We start from the raw sequence: 18288 nt of genomic DNA, 5'->3' as shown, positions 1-18288 counted from the left end.
GCTTGTCGCGCGTGCGAGGATCGTCGCGCACGACGGATCCCCGTCGTACACCCCGGTGTACCCCGAACGCGTGAAAGGCAGTCATGGCTGAACCGCAGGCCGTCCTCAAGACCAACCGAGGCGACATCACCCTCAACCTCTTCCCGAACCACGCGCCCGAGACGGTCGCCAACTTCATCGGCCTCGCGACCGGCGAGAAGTCCTACGACGCCGGCAACGGCCGCAGCGGCCCGTTCTACGACGGCCTGGGCTTCCACCGCGTCATCGCGGGCTTCATGATCCAGGGCGGCTGCCCGCTCGGCACCGGCACCGGCGGCCCGGGCTACACCTTCAAGGACGAGCCGCACCCCGAGCTCACCTTCGACAAGCCCTACCTGCTCGCCATGGCCAACGCCGGCCCGGGCACCAACGGCTCGCAGTTCTTCATCACCGTGGGTGCGACCACGTGGCTGAACTTCAAGCACACGATCTTCGGCGAGGTCGCCGACCAGGCCTCGCGCGACGTCGTCGACGCGATCGCCGCCACCAAGACCGGTCCGGGCGACCGCCCGGTCGAGCCCGTGGTCTTCGAGTCCGTGGAGATCAAGGAGGCGTGAGCCAGCCTCCGACTCCCGAGACCGGGGTGCCTGTCTGCTACCGGCACCCCGGTCGGGAGTCCCACATCCGCTGCCAGCGCTGCGAGCGGCCCATCTGCCCCGACTGCATGCGCGACGCCGCCGTGGGATTCCAGTGCCCCGACTGCGTCGCCCAGGGGGCGAAGCAGACCCGCTCGGGCCGCACGACGTACGGCGGCATGCGGCCCAGCGACGCCAGCGCGACCTCCATCGGGCTGATCGCGGTCAACGTCGGCGTGTGGCTCGCGATCGCGCTCACCGGCGGTGGTGGCAGTCGGCTCGTTGATTTGATCGCGTTGAGAGCTCGTGGCTACTGCTTGCCGGACTTTGCTCAGTCCGAGCAATCCTGTCCTGCTGGAGGCTTTATCTCTGGCTTTACGGACGGTGCTTACTGGCAAGTGCTGACCTCTGGCTTTGCGCACATCAGTTTCGTACATATCGCGTTCAACATGCTTGCAATTTGGATCCTGGGCCCGCAGTTGGAGCAAGTCTTCGGACGCGCTCGTTTCCTTGCTCTCTATTTCATGTGCCTGCTGTCGGGGTCGGCGGCGATCCTGTGGTTGTCCTACGAATTTCAGCCGACGCTTGGCGCATCTGGAGCCGTCTATGGACTCTTGGCCGCCTTAACGATCTGTGTCCTTAAGACCGGCGGCGACCTGCGCCAGATCGGCGTGCTGCTCGCGGTGAACCTCTTCATCACCTTCGCCTTCCCCAACATCTCCTGGCAGGGCCACCTCGGCGGCTTCGCGGGCGGCCTCGTGGTCGCCGCGCTGCTGGTCTACGCCCCCCGAGGCAAGCGCCGCACGGCGTACCAGGTCGGCGGGCTGGTGCTCGTCGGTCTCGTGCTCGCGCTGGCGATGCTCGCTCGGCTCGCGACGGCCTGACCGTCCCCGTCACCGTGAGGTCCACCCGGAGCGCCGCTGAACCTCACGCGCGCCGCCCCGGGTGAGCGGCCGCGACCAGCCGCGGTGAGTGCACAGGTGTGGAGAGAACTGGGGATAACTACACGCGTGTAGTTCGTCCACAGGACTGTCCCCAGCTGTGCAGAACCTCCCTGGCCGCAGGCCTGCCGGGACCGACCGGCCGGACCGCTGCTACCCGCCGAGGCAGAGCCCCTCGAGGGCGATCCGCGCCGCCTCCGCGACGGCGGTGTCGTCGGGCTCGGCGTCCGGGTCGGCGTGGCGCGTCATCACCGCCAGGACGAGCGGTTCACGCCCGGGCGGGGTGAGGACGGCGACGTCGTTGCGGGTGCCGTACGACGCGGTGCCGGTCTTGTCGCCGACGCGCCAGCCGTCGGGGACGACCGCCCGGACGAGGTCGTCGCCCGTGGTGTTGCGCCACAGCAGCGACCTCAGCGCGCGTTCGTCGGCCGCCGCGAGCTCCCCTCCGATCGCGAAGGCAGCCAGGCTCTCGGCGAGCGCCCGCGGGGTCGTGGTGTCCCGCGTGTCGTCCGGGGCGTAGTCGTTCAGCTCGGGCTCGCGGCGCACCACGAGGGTCGTGGTGTCGCCGACCTCGTCCAGCGCCCGGTCCAGGACCTGCGGACCCCCCAGGACGTCCAGCAGCAGGTTGGCCGCGGTGTTGTCGCTGACCGTGACCGCCGCGTCGAGCACCTCCCGCACCGTGAGCCCGTCGGCGACGTGCTGCTCGGTGACCGGGGAGTAGGGCACGAGCTCGTCCTCGGTCCACCGCAACCGGCGCCCCAGCTCCCGGGTCGAGAGCCGGTCGAGCACCACCGCGGCGGCGAGCGCCTTGATCGTCGAGGCGAACGCGAACCGTTCCCCGCCCCGGTGGGAGAGCTCGACCCCCGTCCCGGTGTCGAGGAGGTGGACGCCGACGCGGACATCGCGCTCCGCCTCCAGCCGACCGAAGCGGGCCGCGAGGTCCTGCTCGCTCACGCAAGCCCCGGCGGTCGTGGAGGCGGTCGTGGAGAGGGGCGTGGACGCGGCCGTGCCGTCGGCGGCGCGCGACCCGCCCCCGTCGCCGGCGGCCGAGCAGCCGGTCAGGGCCAGACCGATGCCCACGGCGGTCGCCAGCGCCGTACGACGGAAGCGGCGGCGCCCGATGGCGTGGTGCCGGGCGGGGGACCCGCGGTGGTGGGCCATCACTTCACCTCGGCCCGGGTGGCGCGCCACCAACCGGCCAGCAGCGGCAGCCCGACCCACAGCAGGCCCGTCACCGCGACCTGGCCCAGCTGCTCCCCGGTCAGGGAGAAGTCGCCGTTGGCCAACGGCATCTGCGCGGTCTGGATGTCCAGCCACGGGGCCAGGTCGGCGAGCGCCGGCACCGTGGTGAAGAGGATCGAGGACACGGCGGGCAGGATGAAGAACACGCTGATGGCCGTCGGCGTGCGGAGCAGGAGGAGTCCGAAGGCGACCCCCATCACCACGTTGAGCAGCTGCAGGGCGGCGAAGAGCAGGATCGTCGTCACGCCGACGTCGGCGAAGCCGTCCTCGGTCCCGCTCACGGCGGTGGCCGTCGCGGCCGCGAGGATCGCACCCACGACCGCGGCGAGCGCCAGCAGCAGCGCGGCCAGGAGCTTGGCCGAGACCACCTGCGACCGCGAGGGCGTCAGAGCGAAGGTCACCAGGGCGGTGCGTTGGGACCACTCGCCCGTGACGAGCAGGATGCCCAGGACCGGCAGCAGGAGGCCCTGCGGCGTCGCGGCGAAGGACAGCAGGTCCGCCATGGTGCGCTCGCCGTCGTCGCTGACGGCCACCACCAGGGCGACGGCCGCGGCGGTCAGGGCCAGGATCGCGGCGACCAGCCACCGGCCGGCCCGGGTGTCCACGGCCTTGCGCAGCTCCACGGGGACCAGCGTCGAGAGGCCGACCGCCGGGGTGCCGGAGGAGTCCAGGCGCGGCAGGGTGGCGGTGGTGCCGGCGCTGCCGCTCGGCGTGCTGGCAGCGGTGGCTGAGGTGGGACCGGTGCTCATCGGGGAGCTCCCTTCGTCGTGGAGGTGGTGGCGTGGCCGTCGGTGGTCGACGGGGCCTCGCGCTGGGTGGAGGCGGTGAGCTCGAGGAAGAGGTCCTCGAGTCCCTGGGCGCCGCTGCGCAGGTCGGTGAGCACCAGGCGGTGCTCGGCCGCGACCCGGCCGACGTCGGCGGTGCCGGCGTGGACGCGCAGGCCGGTCCCCTCGGGCTCGCTGCGCAGGCCCTCTCGGGCCAGGGCCGCGGCGAGGGCGTCGTTGTCCTGCGCCGTGACCAGCGCGGCCCCGCGGCCGTCGCCGGAGCCGAGGCTGGCCAGGTCCCCCTGGGCGACGATCCGCCCGCGGCCGATGAGGACCAGGTCGTCGGCGACCAGCTCGACCTCGTGGAGCAGGTGGCTGGACAGGAGCACGGTGCCGCCGCGGCGGGCGTAGCCTTTCAGGAGGTCGCGCATCCAGCGGATACCGGCCGGGTCGAGCCCGTTGGCGGGCTCGTCGAGGATGAGCACGGCCGGGTCGCCGAGCAGCGCGTGGGCGATGCCCAGTCGCTGCTTCATGCCCAGCGAGTAGTCCCGGAAGCGGCGGTGGGCCTCTTCGTCGGACAGGGAGACGGTGGCGAGCATCTCGTCCACGCGCGACCGGGGGAGCCTCATGGTCTGCGCCCCGATCGTGAGGATCTCCCGACCGGTCCGCCCGTCGTGCTGCGCGCCGGCGTCGAGGAGGACCCCGACGTGGCGCCCGGGGTTGACGATGTCCTGGTAGGCGACGCCACCGATGGTGGCGGTGCCGCTGGTCGGGGCGGTGAGGCCGATGATCATGCGCATCGCCGTGCTCTTGCCGGCACCGTTGGGACCGAGGAAGCCGGTGACCCGGCCGGGGCGGGTGGTGAAGCTGATGCCGTCCACCGCTCGGTGTGCGCCGTAGCTGCGGGTGAGTTCTCTGACGTCGATCATGCGCTCCAGCCTGGCGTGGCGCCGGACGCCGCACACGGCACCTCGAGCCCGTCCTGGGCAGTCCTTTGGTAGGGGGTGGGCCGACCTCCGGCAGGGTCCGCGGGCCGCCGGTCGGCGCCTAGGGTCGCAGCATGACCCGAGCGCACGACCCGGCCCCGGCGGAGCCCGCGCTGGGGTGGAGTGGCCAGGCGTGGCGGTTGGCGGTGGCCGGGCTCTTCAGCCTCACCGCGTGGCTGACCGTGTTCCCCGACCAGGAGCCGGCCGAGCGCTGGCGGGACCTGGCGCTGGGCCTGGTTGCCTTCGGCCTGGTCTGGTTCCGCCGGCGCGCACCGCTGCGCGTGGCCCTCGCGACCATCTGCCTGGCGGCCTTCAGCGCGGTGGCGGGCGGCGCTTCCGTCCTGGCCCTGGTCTCGCTGGCCACGAGCCGCCGGCGGGGGCGGATCGTGGCGGCCGGGCTGCTGAGCGTGGCCAGCGGTGAGGTGTGGATCTCGCTGCACCCGTCGGCGCAGCTGGACCCTCGCTGGCTGAGCGTCCCCATCGACGCCGTCTTCGTCTCGGCCACGATCGCGTGGGGCATGTTCCTCGGATCGCGCCGGGAGCTGATGTGGACGCTGCGGCGCCGGGCCGAGGTGGCCGAGGCCGAGCGCGACCTGCGCGTCAGCCGTGCGCGCTGGGAGGAGCGCACGCGCATCGCGCGGGAGATGCACGACGTGCTGGCGCACCGGATCACCCAGATCGCCGTGCAGGCCGGGGCCCTGGGGTACGGCGAGCAGGTCGAGGACGAGGAGGTCCGTGCCGGTGCCGAGCGGATCCGGGCCTCCGCGCACGACGCGCTGGGCGACCTCCGCGACGTGCTGGGCGTGCTGCGGGGCGACAGCGAGGTCCCGCACACGCCGCAGCCGGCGTACGCCGACCTGCCGGACTTGGTCGCCGAGGCCCGCGCCACCGGCATGCGGGTCGTGCTCGCCGACGGGCTGGCGGACGGCACGCGCGAACGGGTCCCGGCCGGCGTCGGGCGCACGGCGTACCGGGTCCTCCAGGAGGGGCTCACGAACGCCCGCAAGCACGCCCCTGACGCGGAGGTCCATGTCGAGGTCGAGGGCACCCCCGCGTCCGGACTGACGCTGGTGCTGCGCAACGGCCTCGGCTTCGGCCCGACGTCCACGCCCGGCTCCGGGCTGGGCCTGGTCGGGCTGACCGAGCGGGTCCACCTGGCCGGCGGCACCCTGGACCACGGCCCGGAGCACGGAGAGTTCGTGCTGCGCGTGTGGGTCCCGTGGACCGTCTGACCGCGGTGCTGCGCCCGGCCGGGTGGGCCCGGGGTCGCGCGAGCTAGTCGAGGCCGGCGTCGTGCACGCAGATCGCGACCTGCACCCGGTTGACCGCGTCGAGCTTGGCGAAGAGCTGGGCGATGTGTCCCTTGACCGTGGTGACCGAGAGGTGGAGACGACGGGCGATCTCGTTGTTGCCGGCCCCCCGCGCGACCTCGAGGGCGATCTCGAGCTCGCGCTCGGTGAGGCGGTCGAGGCGGCGGCGCGCCTGGCGGGTCCGCTCGCGGCGGCCGTCCTCGCGCAGCGTGGAGAGCACGGTCCGCATCACCGACGCGGAGAGCGTCGGCTCCCCCGCCGCGACCCTCCGGACCGCGTCCACGATGCCGGCCGGCTCGGTGTCCTTGAGCAGGAACCCGTCGGCTCCGGCCGCCAGCGCCTCGAGCACGTACGCGTCCGCCTCGAACGTGGTCAGGATGAGGACCCGCGGGGGTCGCGGCCGTGCCATGACCACCCGGGTGGCCTCGAGACCGTCCATCCGCGGCATCCGGATGTCCATGAGCACGACGTCGGGTCGCTGCTCCTCCACGACCCGGACCGCTGCGCGACCGTCCGCGGCCTCACCCACGACCTCCAGGTCCGCGACGCCGCGCAACATCAGCGCGAGTCCCGAGCGCACCACGCCGTCGTCGTCGACGACCACGACGCGGCGTCGCACGGGGAGAGCGTCCTCGGCGGCCCTGTCCTCGGCGGCCCTGTCCTCGGGGGCCGGTCCCGGGGGCGCGGTCACGGGTGCGCCTCCCAGGTCCGCAGGGCGTGGTCGAGCCGTTCCAGCACGCGCGGCCAGGACTCCGCGGCGGGGGGCTCGCTGCCGGCGAGAGCGCCTCCGACCTCGAGATCGACGAACCCCCGCACGACGCTGGCGACCAGGCGTACGGCGTGGACCCGGTCCTCGGGCGGGACGGCGTACCCGCGCAGGACCGCGAGCAACTGCTCCGCGTGCCGGCGGCCGACCTGGACCAGGTCGTGCGACGAGGCGGGGTCGAGCACCCCGGCCGCGGCGTACCGTCCGGGGTGCTCGCGGGCGTAGCGCCGGTGGGTGTCGGCCAGGGCGCCGAGGGCGTCCCGGCCGGCGAGGCCGGCGAGCGCCCGGTCGACCCGGTCGGCGAGCTCGGTCAGGGCGACGGCGCTGACGCCGGCGCGCAGGTCCTCGGCGTTCTGGACGTGGGAGTAGAGGCTGGGTGCCCGGACCCCCAGCTCCCTGGCGACCGCGCTGACGGTGAGCGCCCCGAGCCCGTCCCGGTCGGCCAGGCGGGCGGCGGTGTCGAGCACCACGGACCGGGACAGCCCGACGCGACTCACCGCAGGGTCCGACGCACGAAGGTCGCGAGGTTGCGTCGCAGCCGGTCGGAGCGCTGCTGCGGGGAGATCGTCTCGCGAACCACGTCTGCCGCTGCCGGGACGGCGCGCCCGCGGGCGTAGTCGGAGCAGCGCAGGTCCGCGCAGACGTCGACGCCGGTCGTGTTGCCCTCACGTCCGGCGCGGCCCGCGCGGTTGGCCACCATCAGCGACACCCCGCTGCCCGGGTGCACGGTGCAGCACCACGAGCACATCCGCCGACCGGCGCCACTGGGGGTGTTGCGACGCAGCTTGATCCCGATCACGGTGCCGTCGTGCGGCACCACCACTGCCGCTTGCTGCGGGGCCTTCGGGTCGACCCAGCCGAGGAAGTCGAGCCCGGACCAGGCCACCTCGTCCACCGGCGGGACGGCGAGACGCGACACCTCGCCGCGGGTGCAGTTGACGAAGGACGCACGGATCTCGCGCTCGGTGAGGGGCTCCACGTGCTCGACCGTACGGGACCTACAACCTATAGGCAATATCCGACGATGATTAGCCGGCCAGGGTCGCGACTGCTGCTCACTCCCACCGCGTGGCGTAGGTGAAGCCGACCGCCATGAAGGCGATGCCGACGAACAGGTTGGACTGCTGCAGGTCGTTCATGATCGGTACGTCGTTGAGCGTGCCGTCGGCCAGCACGTAGAACGTGCAGATCCACAGCAGGCCGAGGACGAAGCAGCCCAGCATGCCGACGACCACGCCCCGGCCCCGGCCCAGCGGGGTCGAGGGGTGCGCGGCGACGGCCAGGCCGAGGAAGAACAGGCCGAAGCCGATGACGTAGTTCCACCGGACCAGGTCGGCCATGAAGGCGGGGGAGCCCGCGGTGGCGTCGAGCACCGTGGGGTCGGGGCGCACCGCGACGTAGTAGTAGACGATCCACGCGATGCCGAGGGCGATCAGCAGCAGCGAGATGCCGAACCGCACCGACAGCACGGGACCTCGGACTCGGTCGTCGAAGGGGTCGATGTCCTTCACGGCAGGGTGCTCCTCGAGGTTCCGGGTCAGGCGGGGCCGCACCGCACCGACTGCGGTGCACGTGCGGGGGCCGGGCGGGCTGGCCCAGGCGCCTACCCTAGTGGGCATGAGCACGGGAACCGACGTGAGGCCGCCCGCGGGCCCGGGGGAGAGCCCCGAGGCGCCTCGGGGCGGTGCGCCCGCGCGCGCGCTCCGGGCGCTGCGCCGGGCCCGCAGCGGTGACGCGACGCCGGCTCGTCCCCGCAGCCCCTGGCGGGTGGGTACGCCGCTGATGGTGCTGCTCAGCGGCTCGCTCTTCGCCGTGAGCGCGGTCAACAGCGAGGGCACCGACCTCCGGGCCGGGCGCTACACCGACCTCGCCTCGCTGGTGCAGGCCGAGGCCAAGGCCTACGAGGAGCTGCGCGCGCGCGTCGAGGACCTCACCGGCCAGGTCAGCGACCTGAGCGCCCAGGTCGGCAGCCGCGACGTGCAGCGCGTCCAGGCGCGCGTCGAGGAGCTGCGCGACCCCTCGGGCCTGACCCCCCGCGAGGGCGAGGGGGTCCGGATCGTGCTCGCGGACTCCCCTCTGCAGGCCGAGGACACCACCCAGCCGCTGAAGTTCCTCATCGTCCACCAGCAGGACATCCAGGCCGTCGTCAACGCGATGTGGCGCGGCGGCGCCAGCGCCGTGACCGTCCAGGGCCAGCGGATCGTCTCCACCACCGGCATCAAGTGCGAGGCCAACTCGGTCACGCTCCAGGGCGTCCCCTACCCGCAGCCCTACGTCATCGAGGCGGTCGGGGACCCTGAGGTGCTGGCCGCGTCGGTGGACGGCGACCCCTACCTCTCGTTCTACCGCCAGCAGTCGCTGACCGAGGACATCCAGATCGGCTGGGAGATGAGCGTCGAGGAGGAGGTCGAGGCACCGGCGTACGACGGCCTGCTCGACCTGTCCTACGCCGAGCCGCTCGCGTAGCCGGTCGGCGGTGGTCGCCGGGTCTCGGGCCCAGGCGTCAGCGCGTACGCCGCCGAGCGGCCGGGGAGGACGAGCTGCTGGGCCCCCGGCCGCCCCCGAGCAGCGCCGAGGGGGACTCGGTCGGCGACGGCTCGTCGGTCGGCAGGTCGGTCGGGTCGTCGGTGGGGTCCTCCGACGGCTCCTCGGTCGGCTCGACGAAGGTCGAGACGAAGAGCTGGATGTCGGTGCCCTGCGGCTGCGTCGAGCCGCCGGCCGGGGCCTGGTCCACCACGGTGCCCGCGGGCTCGGTCGACGTCGGGTCCTCGCGGACCACGGGGTTGAAGCCCGCGTCGCGGATCGCCCGCTCGGCGGCCGCCTGCTGCTGGCCCCGCACGTCGGGCACCTCCTCGGGCCCGTCGCTGACGGTGAGGGTGACGGTGCTGCCCTCGGCGACCTCGGCCCCGGCCTCGGGGGCCTGGGAGAGCACCTGGTTGCGCGGGTCGTCGGTGTCGGAGCGCACGACCTCGACCTCGAACCCCTGCGCCTCCAGGGTGGCCTTGGCTTGCCCGAGCAGCTGGCTGGTCACGTTCGGCACGGCCACCTCCGGCGGCCCGCTGCTGACCGTGATCGTCACGACCGAGCCCGGGGCCACGAAGCTGTCGCCGCTGGGGTCCTGGTCGATCACGCGTCCGGCGGGGCGGTCGGAGGTCTCGAACTCGGTGGGGGCGACCTCGAAGCCGGCCTCGCCCAGCAACCGGCGGGCCTGGCTCTCGGAGCGGCCCACCACGTCGGGGACCGCCCTCTCGTCGGGAGCGGCGGGGAACAGCCGCGGCCACAGCAGGGCGCCGGCGACGACCAGGCCGATCACGAGCAGCCCCAGCAGCACGAGGAAGCCCACGGGGGTGCGGCGCTCGTCCTCGGCCTGCGGGACGGGCGGACCGGCCACGGGGGCGGCGATCGGACGACCCGCGACCTGGGTCGCGCCGGTCGCGGGACCGGGGACGACCGGCGGCACGGCGGCGGCCTGCACGGGTCGGCCGGCGAGGTAGCGCTCGATGTCGCTGCGCATGGCGGCGGCGGACTGGTAGCGGTCCTCGACCCGCTTGGCGAGCGACTTCATGACGATGGCGTCGAGCTCGGGCGGCAGGTCGGTGTCGTGGTCGCTGGGCGGCGCTGCCTGCTCCCGCACGTGCTGGTAGGCGACCGCCACCGGGGAGTCGCCGATGAAGGGCGGTCGGCCGGTGAGCAGCTCGTAGAGCAGGCAGCCGGCGGAGTAGACGTCGGAGCGGGAGTCGACGGTCTCGCCGCGGGCCTGCTCGGGGGAGAGGTACTGCGCGGTGCCGACCACGGCCGCGGTCTGGGTCATCGTGGAGGAGGCGTCCGAGATCGCCCGGGCGATCCCGAAGTCCATCACCTTGACGTCGCCGCTCGGCGTGAGCATGACGTTGCCCGGCTTGATGTCGCGGTGGATGATCCCCGCGCGGTGGGAGTAGTCCAGGGCCGACAGCACGCCGCTGGTGATCTCCAGGGCCCGCTCGGGCAGGATCTTGCGCCCCTCGCGCAGGATGTCGCGCAGCGTCCGCCCGGCGACGTACTCCATCACGATGTAGGGCTGGGCGATGCCGCTGCCGTCGGCGCCCGGCTCCTCGCCGGTGTCGTAGACGGCCACGATCGCGGGGTGGTTGAGCGAGGCCGAGGACTGCGCCTCCCGGCGGAAGCGCGCCTGGAAGGTCGCGTCGCTGGCCAGGTCCGTGCGCAGCCGCTTGACCGCGACCACGCGACCCAGCCGCGTGTCGGTGCCCTTGCGGACCTCGGCCATGCCGCCGCGGCCCAGCAGCTCACCGAGCTCGTAGCGTCCGCCGACCGTCTCGCTCACTGCTGCGCCTCCTCGCTGGACTCGGAGAGCAGCGCTGCGTCCGAGCTGCTCTCTGACGGAGCGGGCGAGGGAGTGGCCTCGCTGGGGGTCGGGGTGGGCGTCGGCGTCTCGGGCCGTGGGCCCCAGTAGGAGATGGTGATCTGGTCGCCCTCGGTCAGTGTGCCGGTCGGGTTGACGCCGTCGACGATGCCCGGCTCCTGGTTGCCGTCGTTGCTCAGCTCGTTGAGGACCGGGCTCAGCCCCAGGTCGGAGAGCCGCTCCTGCACCTCGCGGTAGTCGCGCCCGGTGTAGTCGGACTCGGTGATCTCCACCGTCGCCGGCGCCGACGGGGTGGTCGGCTCCTCGGTCGGCTCCTGGCTCTGCGACCTCGGGGGCGTCCGCGTCGGGTCCTCCTCGGGCTCCTCGTCACCGTCGGAGGTGAGCAGCAGCACCACGACGAGCACGACCACGGACACCAGTGCGACCACCAGCAGCAGGGTCGCCCACGGGAAGGCCTTGCGGTCCTGCTGATGCGCGGCCGGCACGGTGCCGGTCGCCGCGGTCGCAGGAGCGGCGGCCGCGCCGAGACCGGGCAGCACGGCGGTGGCCGGGTCGTCGGTGGCTCCCAGCGGCGGCCCCACCGGAGGTACGACGGAGGTCGGCGCGTCCGCCGCGGCAGCGGCGCCGGCCCCGGCGGCACCCGCGGCGGCCGCGCCGCCGGGCGCACCCGAGCCTGCCGGGTCGCGCAGGGCGGCGGCGAGGGCTCCGGCCCCGGCGTACCGCTCGGCCGGGTCCTTGGCCAGGGCGCGCATGACGACCGCTGCGAGGGGGGCGGGGACGCTGTCGGGGAGGGCGGGCGGCTCCTGGTTGAGGTGCGCGAGCGCGGTCGCGACCGGGGAGCCGGCGTCGAAGGGGCGCCGTCCGGCCAGGCACTCGTAGGCCACGACCCCGAGGGAGTAGACGTCGGAGGCCTCGGTGGCGGTGCTGCCGCGCGCCTGCTCGGGCGAGAGGTACTGCGGGGTGCCCATGACCTGGCCGGTCTGGGTGAGGCTGACGCTGTCGGCGGCCCTGGCGATGCCGAAGTCGGTGACCTTGACCTGCCGGTCGGGGGTGACGAGCAGGTTCGCCGGCTTCACGTCGCGGTGGACGATCCCGGCGGCGTGTGCGGCGGCGATGGCGTCCGCGGCCTGGGCCATGAGGGCGGCGGCCGCACCGGGGTCCATGGGCGAGCCGGGGCGCAGCAGCGCGGACAACGGCTGGCCCTCGACGAGCTCCATGACGAGGTAGGGCCGGGGGACACCCGACCCGTCGACGGACTGCGCCTCGCCGAAGTCGAAGACCGCGGCGATGCCGGGGTGGTGCAGCGAGGCGGCGTGCCGGGCCTCGGTCTCGAACCGGCTGCGGAACGTGGCGTCGTCGGCGTACTCGCGCTTGAGCACCTTGACCGCGACGGTGCGGCCCAGGGTGGTGTCGCGGGCGCGCCAGACCTCGCCCATGCCGCCGGTGGCGATCCGGGACTCGAGGAGGTAGCGCCGGGCGTCGTCGGCGAACTCACCGGCACCACCGAGCGAGCTGTCGGACGGGCTGTCGGGCGGGGTCACCGGTTGATCACCGCTTTCATGATGGCCTTCGCGATCGGGCCGCCCAGCAGGCCGCCCGCGATCTCGCCGCGCTCGATGCCCGGCGCCTCCTGGATCATCACCGCGACGGCGACCTCGGGGTCGTCGGCCGGGGCGAAGGAGACGAACCAGGCGTACGGCGGCACGTCGTCCTGGCCGCTCTGGGCCGTGCCGGTCTTGCCGGCCACCTGCACGCCGGGGATCGCCGCCGGGCTGGCGGTGCCCTCGTCGACGGTCGCGACGAGCAGGTCGGTGAGCTGGGAGGCCGTCGAGGAGGAGACCGCCTCGGAGAGTGCCTCGGGGTCGGTCTGCTCGATCTGCTCGAACTCCGGGCTCTGCACCTCGTCGACGAGGTAGGGCTTCATGACCGTGCCGCCGTTGGCGATGCCGGCGACGACCATCGCCATCTGCAGCGGGGTCGCGGCGACGTCGAACTGGCCGATGCCCGACTGCCCGGTCTGCGGCTCGTTCATCTCCTCGGGAAAGCGGGAGACCGCCTGGGGGAGCAGGTCGTCGAAGTACTCCTGGTTGAAGCCGAACGCCTCGGCCTGCTCCTCCATCCGCTCCGCGCCGACCTCGATGGCCAGCCGCGCGAACGTGGTGTTGCAGGACTGGGCCATGGCCTGGGCGAAGGGGACGGTGCTCGCCCCGCAGGAGCGGCCCTGGTTGTCGATGAGGCCGGTGTCGCCGGTGGTCTGCGGCAGCTGGAAGGTGGGCCCGCCGGGGACGTCGTCACCCACCTCGTAGAGGCCGTTCTCGATCGCTGCGGCCGCCGTCACGACCTTGAACGTCGAGCCCGGGGGCAGCGTGGTCTGGATGGCGCGGTTGAGCAAGGGCTGTGCCGGGTCCTCTTCGAGCTCCTCCCCCGCACTGCTGACCACGGAGAGGTCGTGGCTGGCCAGCCGGTTGGGGTCGAAGGTCGGCAGGGAGACCATCGCCAGCACCTTGCCGGTGCGCGGCTCGAGGGCCACGACCGCGCCCTGGCCCTCGGGGCCGAGCACCTCGCGCAGGCCGTCGAAGGCGGCGCGCTGGGCCACGGGGTCGAGGGTGAGGGCGACGTTGCCGCCCTCGGAGGTCTCGTTGCTGAGCAGGTCGACGAGGCGGGTGACGAAGAGCCGGTCGTCCTCGCCGCTCAGCAGGTCGTCCTGGGTCTGCTCGATCCGTCGCTGGCAGGTGCTGCAGGCGCCGGACTGGGCGTTGAAGTAGTTGTACCAACCGGTGATGTGCGCGTAGGCGAGCGGCTGCGGGTAGGTCCGCTGGTACTCGAAGCGGTCGTCGGACGGCACCGACTCCGCGACCGGCTCCCGGCCCACGAGGATCGCTCCGCGCGGCTGGGAGAAGGCCTCGTCGACGGCACGACGGTTGCGCCCGTCGTCGGCGAGGGAGTCGGCGCGCCAGTACTGCAGATAGGTCACGTTGGCCATCAGTGCCAGGAAGAGGACGAGGAAGGCCACCGAGATGGTGCGGATCGGCTTGTTCATCGAGCCACCCGGATCACCTGGGTGTCCTGGTCACCGGCGTCGTCGTCGGCGGTGGTGAGCTCGGGGACCGGGCGGCGGGCCAGGTCGGAGACGCGCAGCAGCAGCGCGATGATCACCCAGTTCGCGACCAGCGACGACCCGCCGTACGACAGGAAGGGCGTGGTGAGGCCGGTGAGCGGGATCAGCCCCGTCACCCCACCGATGACCACGAAGACCTGCAGCGCGAAGACCGAGGCCAGGCCGGTGGCCAGCAGCTTGCCGAAGCCGTCGCGGGAGATCAGCGCCGCCCGCAGGCCGCGCTCGACGATCAGCCCGTAGAGCACCAGGACGGCCATCATCCCGGTCAGCCCGAGCTCCTCGCCGATGGCGGCCATGATGAAGTCGGACTCCGCGAACGGCACCCGCCCCGGGTCGCCGCCGCCGAAGCCGCGGCCCAGCAGCCCGCCCCAGGCCATCCCGAAGGTCGCCTCGACCGGCTGGAAGGCGGAGTCGTTGGTGCCGGGGCCGTAGTAGTCGAACGGGTTCAGCCACACGTTCACCCGGGTCTGCACGTGGCTGAAGAGCTGCCAGGCCACCAGGGCGCCGCCGAGGAAGAGCCCCCCGCCGACGACGAGCCACCCGGCGCGCTCGGTGGCGACGTACAGCATGAAGAGGAAGAGCCCGAAGAAGAGCAGGCTGGAGCCGAGGTCGCGCTGGAAGACCAGGATGCCGAGGCTGATCAGCCACATGCCGAGGATCGGCCCCAGGTCGCGCCCGCGGGGCAGGTCGACGAAGAGCAGCCGGCGCCCGGCCAGCGCCAGCGCGTCGCGGTGCAACACGAGGTAGCCGGCGAAGGCGATGACGAGCAGCACCTTGGCGACCTCGCCGGGCTGCATGCCGACCGGGCCCAGGCGCACCCAGATGCGGGCGCCGCGGACCTCGTTGCCGATCAGCGGCAGCATCGGCATGAGCAGCAGGACGATCGCGGCCAGGCCCGATGTGTAGGTGAAGCGGGTGAGGATGCGGTGGTCGCGCAGCAGCACCAGGGTGCCGACGAAGAGCGCGACGCCGATCGTCATCCACACCAGCTGCTGGGCGGCGAAGCCGGTGTCCTCGGTGAGGTCGAGTCGGTGGATCACGGCCAGGCCGAGCCCGTTGAGGGCGGCCACGACGGGCAGCAGCACCGGGTCGGCGTACGGCGCGACGAGGCGTACGACGATGTGCGCGCCGACCACGAGGGCGGCCAGCCACCCGCCGTACCCGATGAGGTCGGTGGGGACGGCGCCCTCGACGCCGACCCCGACGGCGGCGTAGGCACCGATGCCGACGGCCAGGGCCAGCACCAGCAGGAAGAGCTCCGCGCCGCGGCGGCGACGGTGCACGAAACCGAGGATCGGGTTGCCGGTCGTCTGCGACATGCCGCTCACCTGCCCTCGGGTCGGGCCGACCCTGAGGAGCCGGTGTCGGAGGAGCCGGTGTCGCCGGAGGCGTCGGTGGGCTCGGCGCTCATCTGCCGCGCGAGGTTCTCCACGATGGTGCGGGCGTCCTCGAGGTCGTCGGCGGCGACGCCCTCGCGGACCCCGTCGGCCACGAACTCCGGCAGCCGGTCGAGGGTGACGTTGGTGGACTCGTAGGGCTCGGAGAGCTCCACGCCCGGGAGCGAGAGGTCGACGCCGCGGAAGATCTGGACCTGGCCGTCGACCTCGCCGACGTAGTACTGCTGCTGGGTCCAGGTGTACGCCGCCGCCACGCCCATCCACCCCAGGCCGACCAGCACCAGGGCGAGGAGAGCCCGCCGGGCCCAGGCGAAGCGGCGCGGAGGCCGCGGAGCGTAGCGCGCCGCCTCGGGGTCGACCGGGTCGCTGGGGATCGCGTGGACGTCGGCGGGCAGGTCGGGCGGGAGGTCGGCGTCGACGGCCGGCAGCTCGCCGGTGTCGGTGCGGCCGCGGAACAGCCCGGAGCCCAGGCCGGTGCCCAGCGCGTGCCGGTGCGGGCGACGGCGTACGTCGGTCGCCGCGCCGACCACCATCGGCTGGAGGTCGGCGAGCTCCTCGCTGCGTGCCGCGGCGGCGGCCTCGTCGAGCACGTCGGCGACCAGGCAGGTGACGTTGTCGGTGGAGCCGGCGTCGAGGGCACGGCGGACCAGCTCGACGGCGGCGTAGTCGGGGGTGCCGTCGCCGAGGATCGCGAGCAGGTCGTCGTCGTCGAGGGAGGCGGTCGCGCCGTCGGAGCAGACGAGGAGCCGGTCGCCGGACTGCAGGGCCACGACGAAGAGATCGGGCTCGGCCTCGTGGATGCCGTCGACCGCCTTGAGGATGAGGTTGCGGTGCGGGTGCACCCGCGACTCGGCCTCGGTGATCCGGCCCTCGTCGACCAGGCTCTGCACGAAGGTGTGGTCGCTGGTCAGCCTGCTGATCTCGCCCTCGCGCAGGAGGTAGGCCCGGCTGTCGCCGACGTGGCCGACACCGACCTGGCGGCCGTCGAAGTGCAGGACGGTGGCGGTGGTGCTGGTGCCGTTGAGGGCGGGGTCCTCGTCGACGACCTCGCCGATCCGGTCGTGCGCGCGGTGCAGCGCGCCGCCGACGCGGCCGAGCAGCTCGTCGGCCTCGAGCGGGCCCGGGGGCTCCTCGTCGAGGCGGCGCAGCTGCTGGACGGCCACGCTGGAGGCGATGTCGCCGCGCATCGCGCCGCCGACGCCGTCGCAGACGGTGAGCAGCCACGGCCCGGCGTACCCGGAGTCCTGGTTGTCCTTGCGCACCCGCCCGACGTCGGAGATCGCCGACCAGTGCAGCCGCAGCGTCGCCGGGCCTGCGCTGGTCGGGTCGCTCCCGCTGCCGGGCTGGCTCACTTGCGCAGCTCCAGGATCGTCTTGCCGATCCGCACCTGGGTCCCGAGCGTGATCGTGGTCGGCTGCGTGATGCGCACGGTGCCGATGTAGGTGCCGTTGGTGGAGCCGAGGTCCTCCACGAACCACTGGTCCCCGGACGCGGCGATCCGGGCGTGGCGGGTGGAGACGTAGTCGTCGTCGAGGCGGATCGCGGCGTCGGAGCCGCGGCCGATGAGGACGGGCGCAGCGGCGAGGTCGGCGCGCTCGCCGGCGTTGGCGCCCTCGGTGACCAGGACGTGGGTGGGCGAGCCGCGGCGCTTGGACGGGGCCTTGGCCTTGGGCTCGCGGCCGCGGGGCTCGGGGGTGCGGGCGGTCTCGGGGACCCGGGCGCCGAACATGTCGGAGCGGATCACGGAGATGGCGGAGAGGACGAAGATCCACAGGACCGCGAGGTAGGCGATCCGGATGAGCAGCAGGGTCAGCTCAGACATCGTCGCGCACCAGCCTCACGCGCAGCACGGTGTTGCCGATCTTGACCTCGGTGCCGTCGTCGGCGACCGAGCGGCTCATCTTCTGCCCGTCCACGAGCATCCCGTTGGTCGAGCCGAGGTCGCGCACGTCGACCTTGATCCGCTCGCCGGAGGCGTCCACCCGGAACTCCACGTGCTGGCGGCTCACGCCCGGGTCGTTGATCCGGACGTCGGCGTCGGTGCCGCGGCCCACGACGACGCCCGGCGGCAGCAGCGGGTGCTGGGTGCCGTTGACCTCGAGGACGGCGCGTGCGCGGCCGACCTGCGTGTGGGTGCTGTTGCTGCTCACCTTGGCGGTGGCGCGGCTGCGGACGCGGAAGCGGCCGGTGGTGAGGTCATCGGCGACCTCGAACTCGATGGTGACCGGGCCGGGGAAGGAGTAGCCGTTGGTCTGGGCGTGCTCGGTGACCTGCTTCTCCAGCTCCGCGGCCATCGCGGTGTCGTACGGCGCCAGCCGGTCGAGGTCGCTCTGCGCGAGCTCCACGTGGAAGTCGTTGGGCACCAGGCGCCGCTGCCGCGACAGGATCTGGGCGTTGTTGTCGCACTCGCGCTGCAGCGCGGCCGCGATCTCGACGGGCTGGACCGCGGAGCGGAAGGCGCGCGCGAAGGCCCCGGAGATCATCGTCTCGAGGCGTCGTTCGAAGCGCTGGAGGCTGCTCATGCCCGACTCCTCCTCTCTGGGTCCTGTGCCGGGTCCTGTGCCGGTGGGTGCTGCTGGTCCGGACGGGGTCTTCCCCCCGCAGCGCCGACCCACGCCCACGCGCGGGTGTGACGTGCGCGGGCAGGACGCAGCAGTCGGCGGACGCCGGGTCGGGTGCGATGGTAACGAAGCCCGGCCCCGGCGGTGTCACCCCGCGTGGCGGGCGGGGGTGTGCTGGGGGGCGGGTGCCCTCGGCCCCGCAGCCGGTTCCCTCCCGCGGTTTGGGTCT

The 18288-nt window shown here is 73.4% G+C and carries 18 protein-coding genes; 4 read left to right on the top strand and 14 right to left on the bottom strand.

From position 1 onward, the window contains the following. Nucleotides 1–83: 83 nt before the first annotated feature. Both Q1V71_RS02125 and Q1V71_RS02120 read left to right on the top strand, forming a co-directional pair. Nucleotides 84–596: a peptidylprolyl isomerase gene (locus Q1V71_RS02125; RefSeq protein ID WP_300640099.1), complete on the top strand. Its 513-nt coding sequence runs from the start codon at nucleotides 84–86 to the stop codon at nucleotides 594–596. Nucleotides 597–703: 107 nt separating this feature from the next. Further along, nucleotides 704–1498, top strand: a complete 795-nt coding sequence (locus tag Q1V71_RS02120; protein ID WP_300640098.1) for a rhomboid family intramembrane serine protease — start codon at nucleotides 704–706, stop codon at nucleotides 1496–1498. 210 nt (nucleotides 1499–1708) lie between these two features. Here Q1V71_RS02120 and bla read toward each other — a convergent pair whose 3' ends face one another. From bla to Q1V71_RS02105, 3 genes are read right to left on the bottom strand one after another with little or no spacing between them, the layout of a single operon-like run. Then, nucleotides 1709–2716 carry a class A beta-lactamase gene (gene bla, locus Q1V71_RS02115; RefSeq protein WP_300640095.1) on the bottom strand — a complete coding sequence of 336 codons (1008 nt, stop codon included), beginning with the start codon at nucleotides 2714–2716 and terminating at the stop codon, nucleotides 1709–1711. Beyond that, nucleotides 2716–3546 carry an ABC transporter permease gene (locus tag Q1V71_RS02110; protein ID WP_300640093.1) on the bottom strand — a complete coding sequence of 277 codons (831 nt, stop codon included), beginning with the start codon at nucleotides 3544–3546 and terminating at the stop codon, nucleotides 2716–2718. Before Q1V71_RS02110 ends, bla begins: the two co-directional genes overlap by 1 nt. Continuing rightward, nucleotides 3543–4490, bottom strand: a complete 948-nt coding sequence (locus Q1V71_RS02105) for an ATP-binding cassette domain-containing protein (protein WP_300640090.1) — start codon at nucleotides 4488–4490, stop codon at nucleotides 3543–3545. The genes Q1V71_RS02110 and Q1V71_RS02105 overlap by 4 nt, the downstream gene beginning before the upstream one ends. A gap of 131 nt (nucleotides 4491–4621) precedes the next feature. Between Q1V71_RS02105 and Q1V71_RS02100 the strand changes: the two genes are divergently transcribed. Continuing rightward, nucleotides 4622–5779 (top strand): histidine kinase, encoded by a 1158-nt coding sequence (locus tag Q1V71_RS02100; RefSeq protein WP_300640087.1) that lies wholly within the window; start codon nucleotides 4622–4624, stop codon nucleotides 5777–5779. 43 nt (nucleotides 5780–5822) lie between these two features. Here the strand turns inward: Q1V71_RS02100 and Q1V71_RS02095 are convergent, their stop codons facing one another. From Q1V71_RS02095 to Q1V71_RS02080, 4 genes are all read right to left on the bottom strand, one after another. After that, nucleotides 5823–6548, bottom strand: coding sequence for a response regulator (locus Q1V71_RS02095; protein ID WP_367280115.1), 726 nt, complete (start codon nucleotides 6546–6548; stop codon nucleotides 5823–5825). Further along, nucleotides 6545–7120: a TetR/AcrR family transcriptional regulator gene (locus tag Q1V71_RS02090; RefSeq protein WP_300640084.1), complete on the bottom strand. Its 576-nt coding sequence runs from the start codon at nucleotides 7118–7120 to the stop codon at nucleotides 6545–6547. Before Q1V71_RS02090 ends, Q1V71_RS02095 begins: the two co-directional genes overlap by 4 nt. Next, nucleotides 7117–7602 carry an FBP domain-containing protein gene (locus tag Q1V71_RS02085; protein ID WP_300640081.1) on the bottom strand — a complete coding sequence of 162 codons (486 nt, stop codon included), beginning with the start codon at nucleotides 7600–7602 and terminating at the stop codon, nucleotides 7117–7119. Before Q1V71_RS02085 ends, Q1V71_RS02090 begins: the two co-directional genes overlap by 4 nt. A 76-nt stretch (nucleotides 7603–7678) precedes the next feature. Further along, nucleotides 7679–8134, bottom strand: a complete 456-nt coding sequence (locus tag Q1V71_RS02080; protein ID WP_300640078.1) for a cell division protein CrgA — start codon at nucleotides 8132–8134, stop codon at nucleotides 7679–7681. Nucleotides 8135–8240: 106 nt separating this feature from the next. Between Q1V71_RS02080 and Q1V71_RS02075 the strand changes: the two genes are divergently transcribed. Next, entirely contained in the window at nucleotides 8241–9089 is an 849-nt protein-coding gene (locus Q1V71_RS02075) for a DUF881 domain-containing protein (RefSeq protein WP_300640075.1), read from the top strand. Nucleotides 9090–9126: 37 nt separating this feature from the next. Here Q1V71_RS02075 and pknB read toward each other — a convergent pair whose 3' ends face one another. The 7 genes from pknB to Q1V71_RS02040 are packed head-to-tail and all read right to left on the bottom strand — an operon-like array spanning nucleotide 9127 to nucleotide 18020. After that, nucleotides 9127–10944 carry a Stk1 family PASTA domain-containing Ser/Thr kinase gene (gene pknB / locus Q1V71_RS02070; RefSeq protein ID WP_300640072.1) on the bottom strand — a complete coding sequence of 606 codons (1818 nt, stop codon included), beginning with the start codon at nucleotides 10942–10944 and terminating at the stop codon, nucleotides 9127–9129. Continuing rightward, complete coding sequence (locus Q1V71_RS02065; protein WP_300640069.1) at nucleotides 10941–12524, bottom strand: serine/threonine-protein kinase; 1584 nt, start codon at nucleotides 12522–12524, stop codon at nucleotides 10941–10943. Before Q1V71_RS02065 ends, pknB begins: the two co-directional genes overlap by 4 nt. Next, nucleotides 12521–14023, bottom strand: coding sequence for a penicillin-binding protein 2 (locus Q1V71_RS02060; RefSeq protein ID WP_300640066.1), 1503 nt, complete (start codon nucleotides 14021–14023; stop codon nucleotides 12521–12523). The genes Q1V71_RS02065 and Q1V71_RS02060 overlap by 4 nt, the downstream gene beginning before the upstream one ends. Continuing rightward, a complete protein-coding gene (locus Q1V71_RS02055; protein ID WP_300640063.1) occupies nucleotides 14020–15420 on the bottom strand; it encodes an FtsW/RodA/SpoVE family cell cycle protein in 1401 nt (466 codons plus the stop codon). Before Q1V71_RS02055 ends, Q1V71_RS02060 begins: the two co-directional genes overlap by 4 nt. Nucleotides 15421–15425: 5 nt before the next feature. After that, the gene (locus Q1V71_RS02050) at nucleotides 15426–16850 is read right to left on the bottom strand and encodes a protein phosphatase 2C domain-containing protein (protein ID WP_300640060.1); all 1425 of its coding nucleotides are present in this window, start codon (nucleotides 16848–16850) and stop codon (nucleotides 15426–15428) included. Beyond that, entirely contained in the window at nucleotides 16847–17320 is a 474-nt protein-coding gene (locus tag Q1V71_RS02045; protein ID WP_300640057.1) for an FHA domain-containing protein, read from the bottom strand. The genes Q1V71_RS02050 and Q1V71_RS02045 overlap by 4 nt, the downstream gene beginning before the upstream one ends. Beyond that, complete coding sequence (locus Q1V71_RS02040) at nucleotides 17313–18020, bottom strand: DUF3662 and FHA domain-containing protein (protein ID WP_300640054.1); 708 nt, start codon at nucleotides 18018–18020, stop codon at nucleotides 17313–17315. Before Q1V71_RS02040 ends, Q1V71_RS02045 begins: the two co-directional genes overlap by 8 nt. Between the last annotated feature and the right edge of the window lie 268 nt (nucleotides 18021–18288).

This window comes from Nocardioides sp., from assembly GCF_030149505.1.
In the GTDB taxonomy this organism is placed as follows: Bacteria; Actinomycetota; Actinomycetes; order Propionibacteriales; family Nocardioidaceae; genus Nocardioides.
The sequence above is the reverse complement of the archived record's forward strand: the minus strand, read 5'-3'. Positions and strand labels throughout refer to the sequence as shown.